This window comes from Cupriavidus sp. 8B, assembly GCF_054589115.1.
Window position 1 is genome coordinate 46,330 of record NZ_BAAILO010000623.1, and the last position, 13,655, is coordinate 59,984.

At 61.5% G+C, this 13,655-nt stretch carries 9 protein-coding genes; 3 read left to right on the top strand and 6 right to left on the bottom strand.

Features of this window, described 5'->3' with window-relative positions; all coding sequences use genetic code 11:
- Nucleotides 1-386: 386 nt before the first annotated feature.
- From ACYP5B_RS51200 to ligD, 3 genes are read right to left on the bottom strand one after another with little or no spacing between them, the layout of a single operon-like run.
- Nucleotides 387-1,202 (bottom strand): tetratricopeptide repeat protein, encoded by an 816-nt coding sequence (locus tag ACYP5B_RS51200; RefSeq protein ID WP_459575164.1) that lies wholly within the window; start codon nucleotides 1,200-1,202, stop codon nucleotides 387-389.
- Complete coding sequence (gene ku / locus ACYP5B_RS51205; protein WP_459575165.1) at nucleotides 1,199-2,089, bottom strand: non-homologous end joining protein Ku; 891 nt, start codon at nucleotides 2,087-2,089, stop codon at nucleotides 1,199-1,201. The genes ACYP5B_RS51200 and ku overlap by 4 nt, the downstream gene beginning before the upstream one ends.
- A 31-nt stretch (nucleotides 2,090-2,120) precedes the next feature.
- A complete protein-coding gene (ligD, locus tag ACYP5B_RS51210) occupies nucleotides 2,121-4,643 on the bottom strand; it encodes a DNA ligase D (RefSeq protein WP_459575166.1) in 2,523 nt (840 codons plus the stop codon).
- A 369-nt stretch (nucleotides 4,644-5,012) separates the two neighbouring features.
- Here ligD and ACYP5B_RS51215 point away from each other — a divergent pair, with 369 nt between their 5' ends.
- Together ACYP5B_RS51215 and ACYP5B_RS51220 are read left to right on the top strand one after the other, a co-directional pair.
- Complete coding sequence (locus ACYP5B_RS51215) at nucleotides 5,013-5,978, top strand: SOS response-associated peptidase family protein (RefSeq protein ID WP_459575167.1); 966 nt, start codon at nucleotides 5,013-5,015, stop codon at nucleotides 5,976-5,978.
- A 64-nt stretch (nucleotides 5,979-6,042) separates the two neighbouring features.
- Nucleotides 6,043-6,495 (top strand): zinc-finger-containing protein, encoded by a 453-nt coding sequence (locus ACYP5B_RS51220; RefSeq protein WP_459575168.1) that lies wholly within the window; start codon nucleotides 6,043-6,045, stop codon nucleotides 6,493-6,495.
- A gap of 20 nt (nucleotides 6,496-6,515) precedes the next feature.
- Here ACYP5B_RS51220 and ACYP5B_RS51225 read toward each other — a convergent pair whose 3' ends face one another.
- The 3 genes from ACYP5B_RS51225 to imuA are packed head-to-tail and all read right to left on the bottom strand — an operon-like array spanning nucleotide 6,516 to nucleotide 11,765.
- Nucleotides 6,516-9,665, bottom strand: coding sequence for an error-prone DNA polymerase (locus tag ACYP5B_RS51225; protein ID WP_459575169.1), 3,150 nt, complete (start codon nucleotides 9,663-9,665; stop codon nucleotides 6,516-6,518).
- A gap of 5 nt (nucleotides 9,666-9,670) precedes the next feature.
- Nucleotides 9,671-11,134, bottom strand: a complete 1,464-nt coding sequence (locus ACYP5B_RS51230) for a Y-family DNA polymerase (protein WP_459575171.1) — start codon at nucleotides 11,132-11,134, stop codon at nucleotides 9,671-9,673.
- The gene (gene imuA / locus ACYP5B_RS51235; RefSeq protein WP_459575172.1) at nucleotides 11,061-11,765 is read right to left on the bottom strand and encodes a translesion DNA synthesis-associated protein ImuA; all 705 of its coding nucleotides are present in this window, start codon (nucleotides 11,763-11,765) and stop codon (nucleotides 11,061-11,063) included. Before imuA ends, ACYP5B_RS51230 begins: the two co-directional genes overlap by 74 nt.
- Nucleotides 11,766-12,224: 459 nt before the next feature.
- Here imuA and ACYP5B_RS51240 point away from each other — a divergent pair, with 459 nt between their 5' ends.
- Complete coding sequence (locus ACYP5B_RS51240; protein ID WP_459575173.1) at nucleotides 12,225-13,241, top strand: antitoxin Xre/MbcA/ParS toxin-binding domain-containing protein; 1,017 nt, start codon at nucleotides 12,225-12,227, stop codon at nucleotides 13,239-13,241.
- The last annotated feature ends 414 nt before the right edge of the window (nucleotides 13,242-13,655 follow it).

Consider the following 13,655-nt stretch of genomic DNA (forward strand, 5'->3'; position numbering starts at 1 on the left):
AACGTCCATGAAGAAATCGGGCAACTTGTGGAGTTTCCCGCGCCCAGTATCGCCCAGTCGCCCCGCGCCAGGCAATCGGCCTGCCCACTGTTGCGCAAAGGCTCGCTTTACCCAAAAAAGAGCCCGCGTCACCAGGGCGGCGAAGCGGGCGGTAGCAGGACTACCCAGGCATGATATGACGTCGCAAGAAACGCTTAAGTCTGAATTAGACCGAATTTAACGCGCTATTTTTCAGCAGAAGGCTTCCGCGTCTTATTAGGATGGAGCGGTCATCACTTTTGCACGTGGAAGTGATCGATTGAGCCTCTTACGACAAGTGCCTTATGCGGCCCTCTTGAGGCGGCGCATCAGGTTGGTTGGTCGCCGAATAATGCCGCGCCTTGGCTTTACGGTCGGTCGAGCTTCCGGAATGCGTTGAAGTGTCGCAGCGCCTTCTGGAAGCGGCCCAGTTCCTGATGCAAACGCGCTGCGTTGTAGTGGGCATCGGCGTCGCCCGGTGCAAGTTCGATGCATCGCTCGTACGCTGCCAGAGCTGACTGCGGAGCGCCGACATCCTCGCGTGCAACCCCCAAGTTGAAATGCAACTGCGGCGCGTTCGGAAGGACGGACAACGCTCCTTCATAGAGCATGATGGCTTCGTCGAAGCGCTCTTGGTCTGCCAACATGCACCCAAGGTTCAGGTAGGCGTTCAGCATTCCTGGCGAGATCTCCAAGGCGCGTCGGTACGCCGCTTCAGCTGCATCCGCGTCGACAGGTTCAAGTGCATAGCCTCGCGCAAAGGCTTCCTCGACGGTCGCTTCGTTGGCACGCGTTCGCGTTAGATCAACGACTCGCACATCGGCTTCATCCGGTCCGAACTCGATCAGACGTTGGCCGCTCTCAACAAGCCACGTGCCGTGCCGGTCCCTTGCCGATACTTTTCCGCTGCTTGCGGAGATTCGCAGGGCCGATAGGTGCCGGTTTGGTGTGAGCCATTCGAGACGACGCAGCGCCCGCAGAATCCGTGCGGGCGCAACGCTCGACCTGTGCAGGGATTCGGCGGTACGAATCAGAACCACGTCCCGAAAGGAGAAGACATACTGGCCGCGTGGGCCTCGTGCAGGCGTGACCAGCCCGGCGGCTACCAGGCTGGAGATGAGTCGGCGCGAAGCGTCCAGGCGCGTCTCCAGCTCGCGCGTGGTCAACCCTTCGCCGTGGCTCATGCCGACTTCTTGGTGGTGCGTCGGATCGGTGTTGGCTCGGAAGGCGCTGTGCCCCGCTTACCGGCTCTGCGAGTTGATGGCTCGGCGGCTTTGGCTTTTGTCGCGGGCGGCCCTTTCTTGGCCAGACTCGCGCGAAGTGCATCCATCAGATCGATGACCTGCCCGCCGGCGGTGACTTCAACCGGTTCGGGCGATACGATCTGCTTGCCGGCGATCTTTGCGTCGATGGCGGCGAGAATCCTGACTTTCTCCTCGTCCTTGTACTGGGCCGGATCGTATTGGTCTTCCGAGGCTTGCTCGATCAGCTGGATCGCCAGCTTTAGCTCCGCATCCGAGACTGCCACTTCCTCGATATGCAGTTCGGCGATGTTGCGAACTTCATCTGCGAACAACAGTTGCTGGAACACCAGGCCGCCCTCGACCGGCCGGATCTGCACGATATGCGATTTGCCTTTCGAGGCCCACTTCGCAATGGCACAGCGGCCAGTCTTCGACATGGCGTCGCGTAAAAGGCTGTACGGCTTACCGCCGCGCTTATCTGGAGCGATGAAGTACGCCTTGTCGTAATACAGCGGATCCACGCTGCGCTCGGGAATGAACGCAACGATATCGACCATGTGGCTGGCGCTCTCTTCCAAGGCTTTCAGTTCATCGGGGGAGAACGTCACGAAGCGGTCTTTCTCAAACTCGTAGCCCTTCACCATGTCTGCACGCTCGACTACCTTTTGGGTCTGCTCGGAAACGTACTGTTGTTTCAGCCGCTCGCCTTCTTTGCTCAGTAAGTTGAAGCGCACAGCAGAGCTTGTCTCGGTGGCGGTGTAAAGCTTGACGGGAATGGACACCAGGCCGAAAGACAGGGACAAAGAGGCGAGGGATCGTGCAGGCATTGGATACTCCACAGTGCAGATGCGCCAGAATTCAGCTTAATCGTTCGATGGCGGCGGTCAAACTTTGGCGTGCCTCCCAGTAAGAGTGCCAGGGATCCGCCACTTGGAAACTGAGGTATTCCCGGGCATCGCGGATAGTCCACTGTGCGCCACTTTTCAACTTTGTAAGCTGCTCCCAGGACACCGGCATGGAGACACCGAGTCCTGGCCTCGCTCGAGCCGAGAACGCGGCTGCGGTGGTTTGGGAGAATCCGTTGCGCAGATAATCCACGAAGATCCGCCCCTTGCGGTTGGACGCCCCAGAGCGGGCGGTGAAGCGCTGGGGCAGGGTGGCAGCCAAGTGTTGCACAGCGGCCCGCGAAAACGCCTTTACTTCGTCGTAGGAACGCTGCGGCGCCAGTGGCACGACGACATGCAGCCCCTTGCCGCCGCTCGTTTTCAACCAGGACTCTAGCCCCAGTTCATCCAGCAGCGTGCGCACCAGCATGGCGGCTTCGACCATCGTCTCCCATGCAATCCCTTCGCCGGGATCCAGGTCGAAAATGACTCGATCGGGACGATCTATGTGGTGGGCCGTCGAATTCCACGTATGAAACTCGACCACATTCATCTGGGCAGCGGCGACGATTGCGTCTGCCGAATCAGCAGTGAGTAATGCGGCATGGCCGGGCCAAAGGGACGGGAGCTGCTCGGTGAGGCCGGGTATCGCCGTTTCCGCGTGCTTCTGAAAGAACGTCGGGGCATCGATGCCCTCCGGCGCGCGCACCAAGGATAGCGGCCGATCCTTGAGGTGGGGCAGCATCCGCTCCGCCACGCTCGCGTAGTAGCGAACCAGCTCGACCTTCGTGATGCCTGTGGATTTGTCGATGACACGGTCGGGATTGGTGACCTTGATGGCGCTGACGCCGTGCGGCGTCACGGCAGTCTGGATCGCTTCTCGCCGGATCGACTTAGCCGGATGATCGGCGCGCAGGCCTTTGAACGAGGCTTGGCGTACCTGGCCTTCAGGGGTCCACTCGGAAAACTCGACTTCTGCCACGAGGGTAGGTTTCACCCAACGCACAGCGGTTTCTCGGCCTCCTCCCCATCGCCGGCTGGAACGCGCCTCCGTCGAAAATGGACTTCGCTCCATTTCCAAGGCGGCCAAGCGCCTTTTGAGTTCTGTTGCCGTCGCGCTGTCCCAGCCGGTTCCAACGCCGCCGACGTAATGGAGTTCCCCGTCCGCGTACACGCCAAGAAGGAGCTTGCCTACCTCGGCTGCTGCACCACTGCGGTCCGAGAACCCGCCAATCACAAACTCCTGACGCAGTTTGCATTTGGCCTTCAGCCACGTCTGCGTGCGCGCGGAAACATAGGGGGAGTCCGCCCGCTTGAAGATCAAGCCTTCGAGACCGAGCTGGCACGCCGCCTGGAAGATCTGCGCCGGGGGGGCATCGAAGGCCTTGCTGAAGCGCACGCGTTCGGAGCGATCTCCTACAAGCCCCGCCAGCTTCGCGCGCCGCTGGCTCAGGGGCACGTTGCGCAAATCACGGCCTTCCCAGAAGGGTAGGTCGAAGCCGAAAAAGACGATTGCGTCGTTGCGATGCCCATCGATTGCGTTCTGCAAGGCATTGAAATCCGGCATGCCATCGCGAAGCACGACAATCTCGCCATCCAGCCAGCCTTCCGAGATGTCTAGCTTCTCGATCTCCGCCGCCAGGGATCCCAGCTTGCGCGTCCAGTCATGGCCATTACGAGTAAAGAGCGCCGCTCGGGCATCCTCGATTCTGGCCAAGATTCTGTAGCCATCGAACTTGGTTTCGATGACCCACCCGGTACCAGTCGGAAGTGCGGGTGCCGGGGTGGCGAGCTGCGGCCCGAGCTTAGCCGGCAAGGGGACGAGCGGGGCGTTCGCGATGGCGGTATCGGACGCCATTTCGGTAGAGCCCGTTGACGCCTGGGTCAGCGCACCCAGCGGTTTTGTGATGACGCTATCCGGGAAAGCTGCCAACACGTCAAACTCTGCCAGCGGGCGCGCCCAGGCATCTCGCTTCTTGAAGAGGATCCACTGCTCTGATCTGTCGCCGGGCTTGGCGATGCGTACCAGTTCCCAACGGCCAGCCAACTTTTCACCGTAAAGTTCAAAGAGCAACTTGCCTGCTGCCATACCGTCACGCGGATCGCCGATCGGCTCCCACGTGCCACGGTCCCAGACAATCACCGAGCCGGCGCCATACTGTCTGGCCGGAATTTCACCCTCGAAGTTGATATAGTCGAGCGGGTGCTCCTCCACATGGACGGCGATGCGCTTTTCGCCGGGATCGTAGCTAGGTCCCTTGGGCACCGCCCAGCTGAGCAGCACGCCATCGAGTTCGAGCCGGAAATCGTAGTGCAGCCGCCGCGCCCAATGCTTCTGGATCACGAAGCGTAACGGATCGGCATTCTTACGCCGTTGTCGTCTTCCCGCTGGCTCTGGGGTGACGCTGAAGTTGCGCTTCTTCTGATAGCGGTCGAGATCAGGCAACCGCTCCGCGGTGCGAGCTCTAACCTTTGACGTCCCCGGGGTCGTTGCCATAGGAGTGTCGCATCTGGATCGCTCCCTTCCATGGACGATCAGCTGGCCCCTCTGTCTCTTGCCAGCATCGTCCCGGAGCAATCGCTGCGTCCTAGCCGTCGAAATGCACACGTGCACTATACGCCACCTTCACATTCCGTCGTTCGCCGCGTGGCACTACATAAACGTTTGACATGTCGGCTCCTCGGGTTGCCATCTTTCTGCAGTCTAGGCCGCTATCTCAATGCGCTGTAGAAGGCAGCGTCTTACACGTCTGCCCGGAAGGCCTGCCTTGCAACCGGCATGCTCACCCGTTAAGGGCCTGCCCCTGCAGGGTCAGGCCGCCGCCACTAGAATGGCTTCTTTAGCCACAACGCCACGGTGACAGCGATGTGCTATTCCGCACAGATTCACGCCAGCTATCGAAAGTACGTTCGGGAATTCGGGGCCTCTGTCAGTTTTGAGCATTTTGTCGAGCTCTTCTGGGAGAAGCGCAGAGACGGCGGCTGGTCCAAACTGCCTAAAGAAATGCGTGCCGCATTCCTTTCTGCCACGAACGACAAGGAGCGCGCTGTCGCCGACCTTGTTGCGGCGGGTAACAAAGATCAGGCGATAGCCTTGGAGACGGAGCTGTTCCAGCAGAAGACCCGGCTGACTACCGCCGAGCGCACATTGGCAGGCAAGCCGACAAAGAAGGCGGAGAACGATCAACGCATCGCGACTGACAAGATCGCGAGGGCACAGCGCAATCTTGCAGACCTGCAGCGAACTGATTTGCTGGATCGAGACTCGCGTATTTTCCCGGGCCATTACGCGCCCGTGATGGTGGTGCAGGATGGCCAGCGAGTTGTGATCCCGATGCGCTATCAATGCAGGCTGCCGGGGTGGACGCCCGCGATGGAGCGACAGAAACCTGGTACATACAATGCCAGACGCGACAATTTGAAGAAGGCATGGCGACAGCTATATGGCTATCGACACGGCATCATGATCGTCAATGCTTTCTACGAAAATGTCGCACGGCATCGGATGGAGCAGCGAGAGCTGGCGCCTGGCGAGCAGGAAGAGAACGTGGTTTTGGAGTTCAGGCCCGAGCCGCAGCAGGACATGTTGGTGGCGTGTCTATGGTCGATCAGCAAAGGAGGAGAGGGCGAGGCCGATCTCTATTCCTTCGCTGCCATTACCGATGAGCCGCCCGCTGAGGTGTCGGCCACAGGGCATGATCGTTGTATCGTGCCAGTCAAGCCCGAGCATGTGGAAGCCTGGTTGAATCCCGACGCGAAGAACTTGGCCGCGCTCGATGCAATCCTGGACGACCGGAACCAGCCTTACTACGAGCACCAGTTGGCAGCGTAGGGAACGAAGGATCCCGATTCCATGTCGTAGAATCGTTCCTGCATTGCGCCACTCAGGGTAATTGATGCGTGTTGGCCGACCGATACCTGCTCCTCCTCAGCCCCTCTGTGATTACTGCGGCGGGAAGGCGGTTCTTGCCCGCGTGGGAGAAGAGGCATACCCCTATTTGGAGGACCACGGGCCTGTGTGGATCTGCTCCTCGTGCCAGGCGTGGATCGGCGTGCGTGCGCGAAGCAAGCAACACACCCCGCTTGGAAAGTTGGCCGACGCGGCATTGCGCGAAAAGAAGAGCCGACTGCACGATGCCCTCGAGCCTTTGGTCACTGCGAAGATGCGGCGCGACGGTGTCAATGCCTTTGAGGCGCGGGGCAAGGCAATGAAGTGGCTGATTGCATCGCTCCACATTCCAGTCGACAGCCCCAGCATCCATGCCCTTTCGCTTGATCAGTGCGAACAGGCAATCCAATTCATCGCCGAATTCCAGGCCTCACGTGGGCGAGAGCCTTCGGGTTCCTGATGAGGGCAACGAGGATACCGTTAGCAGAAATTCCTGCTCGCGGTGTCCAGGGATCCAAGCATGGGCGACAAGTCGACAAAGCGTTGCGCGATCAGGTGTCGCACCTCGCCTTCGCATTGCCACTGGCCATAGACACCGAGCAGGGAGGCCGTCAATACCTCGCGTCGGTACTTCTCCATCACGGACGGCCAGACGATGACGCTGACGGTACCAGTCTCGTCCTCCAATGACAAGAAGACCACGCCATTAGCCGTGCTCGGGCGCTGCCGTACCGTCACGATTCCGCAGCCACGGGCAATTTGCCGCGTGGCATAGGTGGCAAGGACATCGGCGGGCACAAAGCGCAACCCGGCAAGCTTGTGGCGGAGCAGGGCAAGCGGATGTCGGTTCAGCGTGAGGCCGAGCGAGCGATAGTCGCTGACGATCTCCTCGCCTTCCGTTGGCTGTGAGAGTTCGGGCATTGGCTCGTCCAGATCCGCGGGCCGCAGCAGATCCTTGTCAGGGACTGCTGCAGCCGCCTGCCACATCGCCTGGCGTCGACTACCCGTAAGGCCAATCAACGCATTGCCAGCGGCCAGTACATTGACATCGTGCCGGTCTAGCGACGCTCTGCGAGCGAGATCCTTGACGGAGGCGAAGGGCCGGAGTGCGCGTGCCGTTTCGATGCGTTCGGCCGCTTCGCGGCGCATGCCCCTCAGCTGCGAGAGCCCCAGGCGTACGGCCAGCACCGAGCCTTCGTGACTTTCCAGGCTGGCGTCCCAGCCACTCACTGTCACATCAACCGGAAGAACCGTGACGCCATGGCGCTTTGCGTCCTGCACCAGCTGGGATGGCGTGTAGAAGCCCATCGGCTGGCTATTCAGCATGGCGCAGAGGAAGGCGGCAGGTTCGTGGCACTTGAGCCAGGCACTCGCGTAGACGAGAAGTGCGAAGCTTGCCGCATGGCTTTCCGGAAAGCCGTACTCGCCAAAGCCCTGGATCTGCCGGAAGATGCTCTCCGCGAACTCCGGATCGTAGCCGCGCTCGAGCATGCCCGTCACAATGCGTTCGTGGTATCGCTCCAAGCCACCTTTTCGCTTCCAGGCCGCCATGGCGCGACGCAGTTGATCCGCTTCCCCAGCTGAGAAGCCAGCCGCCAGCATGGCTACCTGCATCACCTGTTCCTGAAAGATCGGCACACCGAGTGTTCGGGACAGGGCTTGCTGCATCTGAGGGCTCGGATAGCTGACCGGCTCCAACCCCTGCCGGCGGCGCAGGTAGGGATGCACCATGCCACCTTGAACCGGCCCGGGCCGAACGATCGCCACTTCGACGACGAGGTCGTAGAACGTACGTGGTTTCAAGCGGGGCAGCATCGACATCTGGGCGCGCGATTCGATCTGGAACACGCCGACCGTATCCGCTCGCGAGATCATCTCGTAGGTCTTCGGGTCTTCCGCTGGGATGTCCTGCAGCTCGAAGACCTCGCCACGCTGCTGCGATACCAGATCCAACGCCCGTCGGATCGCAGACAGCATCCCCAGCGCAAGGACGTCGACCTTGAGCAGGCCCAGCGCGTCAAGGTCGTCCTTGTCCCACTGGATCACGCTGCGGTCAGCCATGGCCGCGTTTTCGATCGGCACCAGCCTGGAAAGCTTGCCACGGGCGAGCACGAATCCGCCCGTGTGCTGGGACAGGTGCCGGGGGAAGCCAAGCAGCGCCACGGCCATGTGCGCCCAGCGTTGGGACAGCTCCGCTTCCGGATCCACGCCGCTTTCGCCAAAACGCTTGAGCAGATCCGCTTTGCTGTCGAACCAATGGTGGGACTTCGCGACCAAGTCGACGATGGCAGGGTCCACGCCGAGCGCCTTGCCGGTGTCGCGCAGTGCGCTGCGAGGGCGGTAGGTTGTCACCGCGGCAGCCAGTGCGGCACGATCGCGTCCGTACTTCCGATACAGGTACTGGATTACTTCCTCGCGGCGCTGGTGTTCGAAGTCGACGTCGATATCGGGCGGCTCGGCACGTTCCTTTGAAATGAACCGCTCAAACAGCAGGTTTCCTCGTGCCGGGTCAACTTCGGTGATGCCCAGACAGTAGCAGACGGCGGAATTGGCTGCGGACCCGCGCCCCTGGCAGAGGATGCCGTTGGAGCGGGCAAAACTCACGATATCGTAGACCGTTAGAAAGTATCGCTCGTACGCCATGTCGCGGATCAGCGCGAGTTCATGCTCGAGCTGCTGCTGAACGGCAAGGGGGATGCCGGCCGGGTAGCGGCGGTGCGCGCCGACATAGGTCTCTTCCCGCAAGTAGTCGGATGGCATAACGCCGTCCGGCACGACTTCTTCGGGATACTCGTAACGGAGCTCGTCCAGCGAGAATTGGCACAGGTTTGCGATGTGGACCGACTCGGTCAGGTAGCGATGCGGGTAAATGTTGGCGAGCCGCAATCGAGCGCGCAGGTGCTGCTCGGCATTAGGCAGCAGGTCATACCCACATTCGGGAACCGGGCGATGCACACGGATGGCGGTCAGCACGTCATGCATGGGCTTGCGCGAGCGGACGTGCATGGTCACGTTGCCGGTGGCGACGATGCGCAGGTGATGCCGCGCCGCGGCCGCTTCGACGGTACCGCGGTGAATATCGTCCATCGGCTTGTAGAGCAGACTCAATCCCATCCACGACCTGCCTGCAAAGGTCGTGCTCACCCACGCCGATTGCGCCTCCAGCTTCTCGGCTGCCACGCCATAGTCCGGCGTGAACACGACCAGACAGTCTGGCAGCCCCTTCAGGTGCTGGTTCGGCGCTTCGGGCGCTGCCAGATCGCGTGGGGTCAGCACATAGGATCCCTTGGCGGCACGCATGCGCGCGAGCGTGATCAGTTCGCACAGGTTGCCATAGCCTTCACGGTTCCGGGCGAGCGCCAGGAAGGAGAGGGCGGGAGAGCCATCGGCGTTCTGCAGTCGGAACCACGCGCCGACCACCAGGCGTAGGCCGGCATTCTTGGCCTCCGTGTGGGCGCGAACGATGCCCGCGAGCGAGCACTCGTCGGTGATGGCTAGTGCGTGGTAGCCCAACTGGGCGGCGCGTTCAGCGAGTTCTTCCGGTCGTGAGGCGCCGGCGAGGAAAGAGAAGTTGGAGCGGCAGTGCAGTTCCGCGTAGGCGGGCAGACCCGTCGTGGCATTGATGTCCATGGCTTTCAGCCGAAGAGGCCATGCAGATACCACCGGGCCTCGTCGCCTTCGCGGCTGCCCATGCGTTCCTGAAAGATCCAATAACAGGTGTGGTCCTTCGCCTCCGCAACGAAATAGTCGCGTGTCACCAACTGGCCTCCCCACCAGCCCGACTCTATGCGCTCGGGCGGTGAGACGATACGCAGTGGCGAGCCGTAGAAGGGGCGGTGGTCGCGTTCAATCAGCGGCACCGGCTTGCCGAGCAGCCAAACGGGACGTGGCAGGCCAGCGGGCAACGTTGCGCTGGCCGGCTTGTCAGTGGCCGGCTGCCAGCCGTTGGCGACTTCTGGGCGGTAGTCGGCACGCAAGCACGGTTGGCGGACATTGTCAGCGCCAAGGCGTGCAACCAGCAACTCGAGCAGGCGTGCATGGTCTTCTGGTGTGCCGCCAGGCTCAGGGAACAACGAATCGCTGGGCGGTGCCACCGGCTCGGTCTCGACGGCAGACACCGCGACGGCGATCATCGGCGACTCGACAGTCAGCCGCGTCAGACGCTCTTTGAGCAGGCGAACCAAATGCTCTTCATGCCAGTTGGGCTCGGCCAGCGCAATCTCAATCTTCGTTGGTGCGATGGCAGCGCGGCCGCGCTCGTGGCGAAGTTCGACCGCAAACCGCTTGATGGCCAGGTGCCGGGCGGTTAGCCAGCCGACCATCTGTACCAGCAAGCCGCGAAGGTAGGCAAGGGCGGACTCAGCGTTCTCCATCCTATCCGGAAGATCCACAGCGGCGTCAAACGATGGGGGAGCTTCGACCCATTCGAAGACTTCCGGTGCTTCCCCATGCGCGCGATCCAACGCTTCAAGGATGGCGCCGCCGCATCGGCGCTGCAGGCCTGCGCGCGGCAGCCGGCGCAGGTCTCCTAGCGTCCGGCAGCCGAGGCCGTCCAGCCACTCATCAAACGGGCGCGCCGCCGGCAGGATAGCAACGGGCATGCCGGCCAGCGTTCGCACCAATGTGGGCAGACGTAGTGCAGTGCCGCCGCCAGAGCGCGCAAGCAGCCAGGCGCCTTCTGCGGTTGGTGCGCATCCCGCGACAGCGCTAAACCCCATTGCCCTGACGGCCGCCAGCATCCGTTGCCGCAGCTTGCGGACGCCGCCGAAGAGTCGCAGCGTGGTGCTGATGTCGACAAGCACCGCCGCCTCCTCGGACGCAGCGACATTGGGTGAGAACTGCAGCATCGCCATCGTGACACGCTCGAGCGCCGCCAGTTCTGCGCAACCATCGCGGTCAAAGAGAATGGTCTGCGGTGCGATCGTCTGCACGCCTCCGCGGCGCATTGCCGGCTTCACGCCGGCCGCCATGGCCAGCGGCGACGCCAAATGCACGCGCTCCTTGTCCAGGACAGCAACCGCCAGCTCAGTGGACCAGTTCGGCCGGAAGACTTCGAGGGGCAGGGACGACAGGCGCAGGCAGATCCACAGGCGCAGCATGGCGATACAACAGAATGGGGGAGGGCTGCAGGGCTACGTTAAGCGGCGATTCCTGCTGCGGGCCTCGACGCTTAACGAACTGCACACGAATTCCGTCCGATGCGGGCTCCAATGTCAGGCGCAGCGGCGCCGGCGAGGCATCGCGTGCACAGGCCGTCGGACGAACAACGAAGAAAAGGACATCGGAGGCTTGGGCGGCAAGATGCAGACGCCGAAGCGCATCGTTACGCAGGTGCGACTGCCAAAAGATGAGCGCTCCGCAGGTCCCGGCGCGCAAGATCTGCTCCGCGGCCCATAGGGCGTCAGCGGTGTGCCGGGTTTCGACCCAGAGAATCTGCGCGGACGGGACGCCCCAGTTGGCGAGCGCCAACGCTTGAGGCGCGTGCGGCGGTGCCAGAAGCGCGACAGGGCGGTTCGAGCGCCCAACGAGAGCAGGGCGTAGCAGGCGCAACTCGCCGATACCCGGCTGGCGCTGCAGCAACTCCGTCAGGCAACTGATCGGCCAGCCGCCGCCCGGAAGCTCCTTGTCGAGCGACGGATACCCTGTCGGAACGGTGCGTGCGTTGCCCTGAGCAAGCTGCGAGGCAAGCCAGAGAGACGGATGAATGGATTCTGGGGCGACGGTTAACATGGCGAACTCCTGCCGCAAGTGTACTGTATATCCATCCAGTATTCACCTGTACCATCCATCACACGATCCATTCTCCTGCGGGAGCCCATTACAGCACTGTCGGGCGAACCGCATCACCTTTACAATCCGATGTTGCAGGCAAGCGCGGAACTGTAGAGGTCGTCGAAAGGCGGCAGCCCGTTGCAGGTGGGATCCTCCAATCCGGGGCATGCAACCGCTTTTTTCGGTCGCGACGGCGGCAGAGACCGCACTTGGCCGGAGCCGGCGTAACTGGTCAAACGTTCAGCGGCCTTGGAGACCTGCCGGCAACGGAACTCGGCGGTGTGAAACCTTTAAACCGCTTTGCCTTGGCGTTGAGTAAGCGCGTCATGCCTTGGCAACGGAAATGTCATGCAGCAAGCCATTGCAAAAAACGCAGCAGCAGGTTAGCATTTGCTTAACAACTAATCCGCGATGTCGGTGTGGCTTGACCACCTGGTGCGCGGGGGAAAAAGCCGGCGAAAGCCGGTTTTTTCGTTTCTGGAGCCGGGAATGGGAGGGCAAGGTGGCCGGACGCTCAGGACGCGCGTCTATGTCGACGGGTACAACTTCTACTATGGTTGCCTGAAAGGCAGTCGCTACAAGTGGCTAAACCTGCACGCACTGTTCGAAAACCAAATTCTTCCTTCGATCCTTCATAAGGGCCCGGGCGGATCGCCGGACCGGCATGAACTGCTCCCCGTCGCGGTGAAGTACTTCACCGCGACTATCGTGGAGACAGCCGCCAAGGGCCCGGATTCCGTGTCGTCGCAGGACGCCTACCATACCGCGCTCGAAAATTACTGCGCAGGCCGGCTCAAAATCGTTAAAGGATACTTCTCAGTTTCCCAAGTCAGGGCGCCGAAGGTCGACCACGCTAACCCTGGCAAGTGGCCCCGCCACTGTGAGCGCGTGGACATTTGGAAGTTCGAGGAGAAGCAGAGCGATGTCCAACTCGCACTGCATGCCTACCATGATGCTCTAACAGGCGACGTGGATCAGGTCGTAATTGCCTCGAATGACACGGACCTGGCACCGGCACTGCAAATGATCCGCGACAACACGAATGTCGTCGTGGGACTGGTGAATCCCACTTGCGACCATCGACGCCCGCCCAACACGAGTCTCGTTCAGCTCAGTCATTGGACACGTGAGCACATTTCCGAACAAGAACTTGCTGCCGCGCAGTTGCCGCGGGTGGTGCCGCGCAAACGTGGCGTGAGCCTCAAGCCAACGTCCTGGTACGCGCGGCCTGACTTGCTAACCCCCGCTTTGACGTTGGCCACTAAGGTGCGAGGCAGTAAAGGGGCCGCGTTCAAATGGCTCAGCACCCCGAATGAGCATCTGGGGGGCGCGGTCCCTTTGGACCTTTTGGAGTCGGACGAGGGTGCCGCCGCGGTGATAGGTTATATGGAAGACTGGATCGCCAAGCACCCGAAAAGCGGTGATCTGGAATAACACATGACTGCACCCAATTGCCCGGAAGAACGAAAGAGCATCTGACAGACCATTTGCTCAAGCGTGAAGTGGTCGCGCTATCGGCGTGCCGCCCACTGGTCGGGCGGTCCGAGAGGTGAAACCCCAAAAAGCACGACCGCACGGACATTTCTAATTAGCCAGCCCACCGACAATTAAAAACAGCCTGGACACGACACGACATGCTTGTTCGATACGAAAGGTGCCTCGGGCGGCTGTCGGAACCGACCGCAGTTCAGTCGGCCGTCGACGAGCAGGCGCAGGGAAGGGGCACGAAGTCGAAATGGGCGGCGGCATACATGGCTTTGCACGCCCATATTACTTCGCCGTCCTTGTAGAAGATGACCCATTCGCCAGAGCTAACGTCAAGAGTGGTGGGGGGGGGGGGGGGGGGGG